The 2,026-nt window shown below is 62.7% G+C and carries 2 protein-coding genes; one reads left to right on the forward strand and one right to left on the reverse strand.

The genetic code is table 11. The features are described from left to right. Positions 1-54: 54 nt before the first annotated feature. On the reverse strand, positions 55-573 hold the full coding sequence (locus IAE41_RS22210) for a CS1 type fimbrial major subunit (RefSeq protein ID WP_200734597.1): 519 nt from the start codon (positions 571-573) through the stop codon (positions 55-57). A gap of 345 nt (positions 574-918) precedes the next feature. Here IAE41_RS22210 and IAE41_RS22215 point away from each other — a divergent pair, with 345 nt between their 5' ends. After that, positions 919-1,905 carry a Gfo/Idh/MocA family oxidoreductase gene (locus IAE41_RS22215; RefSeq protein WP_325167020.1) on the forward strand — a complete coding sequence of 329 codons (987 nt, stop codon included), beginning with the start codon at positions 919-921 and terminating at the stop codon, positions 1,903-1,905. The last annotated feature ends 121 nt before the right edge of the window (positions 1,906-2,026 follow it).

Below are 2,026 nucleotides of genomic sequence, written 5' to 3' on the forward strand. Positions count from 1 at the left end.
CCCCCCCCCCCCCCCCCCCCCCCCCCCCCCCCCCCCCCCCCCCCCGGGGGGTGCTTACGGCTTGTGGCGCATCACAATGGTGGCCATCCCTTCATAGCTGCCGGTCTTCAGCGGGCCGGCGGTAGTCTGCGTGATCGCCAGCTCCAGCGGCTTGGAGACGCCTGGGATAGCGCCATCGAAGAGATCGGTTGCAGCCAGATCCTGGCTGGTGGCAGTCAGCTCAAGGCCATGCAGAGTCACGGTCATCGGCACCGGCGTGGCACCAATGACGCCAATGGTCGGTACCAGCTCCAATGCGTTCTGCAGGCTCACTTCAATGTTCTTGGAATCGTCGTTGGTGAAGATGCGGGTATTCAACTTCCAAGGCTCCAGACCACCAGGACGCCCGGTGGTGAAGTCGGGCAGGTAGTTCATGGTGATGCTGTCCGGCAGCGGGCTGCCGTCTTCCTGCTGGAAGGCCAGGGTGGTGTCCACGTTCGCGTAGACGGAGATGCGGGTGTCGATGGCAAACGCAGACGAGGATGCGGTGACCAGCGCTGCAGCGAGCGCGGCCTTCTTGATGATCGAGTTCATGGAGGTTGTCTCTCTCGGACAATGATTGGAATGGTTCCCGTCCTGCTGTGGAAGCGCAAAGAAGGGGCGTCGCCCGCGTGAGGGTGCTTGGCGACGGAGAGAATGTTAGGAATCCATCAGACGGAAAACCATGCAAACATTCAGATAATTGAATACATCGTTGGTTTTTTCTGCCGCGTGGATTATCGCGCGTGTGGTTTTTTGAAACGTGTTGCATGCGTTGCGTACGACGGTCACATCATATTGTCGCTTTGTCGATCTTCGCACGCCTCGAGCGGGGTGCATGGCAATCCTGTGCCCTCGGGCTGCACAATGCAGTTTCATTCGTTTCATCAGGTGTCCCACGTGAGCGAGCGCACCATTGCCTGGGGATTTGTCGGTTGCGGCAGCGTCACCGAGAGGAAGAGTGGGCCTGCTTTCAGCCAGGTGCCCGGCTCACGCGTGGTTGCCGTCATGCGTCGCGATGCCGCCAAGGCGCAGGACTATGCACGGCGACACGGCATCAGCCGCTGGTATGACGATGCCGACCGGCTGATCAATGACCCTGAGGTCAATGCGGTCTACGTCGCCACGCCACCTTCCACGCACATGCTGTATGCGCTGAAGGCCATTGCCGCAGGCAAGCCGGTCTACATCGAAAAGCCGATGGCGATGGATCACCGGCAGTGCGCCCGTATCCTGGCCGCCAGTGAGGAAGCTGGCGTGCCGGTCTTTGTTGCCTACTACCGGCGCGCGTTGCCCAGGTTTGTCCAGGTGCAGCAGCTGCTCAGCGCTGGCACCCTTGGCGCTCTCCGCACGGTTCGCACGGCGCTGTACCGCACGCACCATCCGGAGTCGCAGTCGCCATCGTTCTGGCGCACACAGCCCGGCATCGCTGGCGGCGGCCTGTTCATGGATCTGGGCTCGCACACGCTGGACCTGCTGGATTTCCTGCTCGGCCCGCTGACATTGCAGGGAAGCACCGCCGGCAATCTTGGCGGTTGGTACGAGGCGGAGGACACGGTGTCGCTGTGCTTCCAGGCGGCCAATGGCGTACAGGGCGTGGGTCAATGGGGATTCAGTTCGTTCCGGGCGCTGGATGAGGTCGAGATCACCGGCGATGCCGGTGTCATGACGTTTTCGACCTTCGGCGACGGCCCTGTAGTGGTGACAACCGCAGAAGGCACGCGGGTGCTTGAGTTCCTCAACCCGCAGGCGATACAGCAGCCGTTGATCACCCAGGTGGTGGCGGAGCTGCAGGGCGTCGGCCGCTCACCCTCCACGGGGTACTCGGCGGCACGGACCAGCGCGCTGATGGACGGCGTGCTTGCGGACTATCGCAGCGGGCGTTAGGCGGGGGCCAGTGCTGGCGGCCCGAATGCAATGTCGGTTCAGTAGATCCACGCCATGCGTGGATGAGCCGCGCCCGAACCGCATCCACGCACGGCGTGGATCTACCTTGTCGGTTCAGTAG

Origin of the sequence: Stenotrophomonas sp. S39, assembly GCF_016624665.1 — a bacterium.
Lineage (GTDB): Bacteria > Pseudomonadota > Gammaproteobacteria > Xanthomonadales > Xanthomonadaceae > Stenotrophomonas.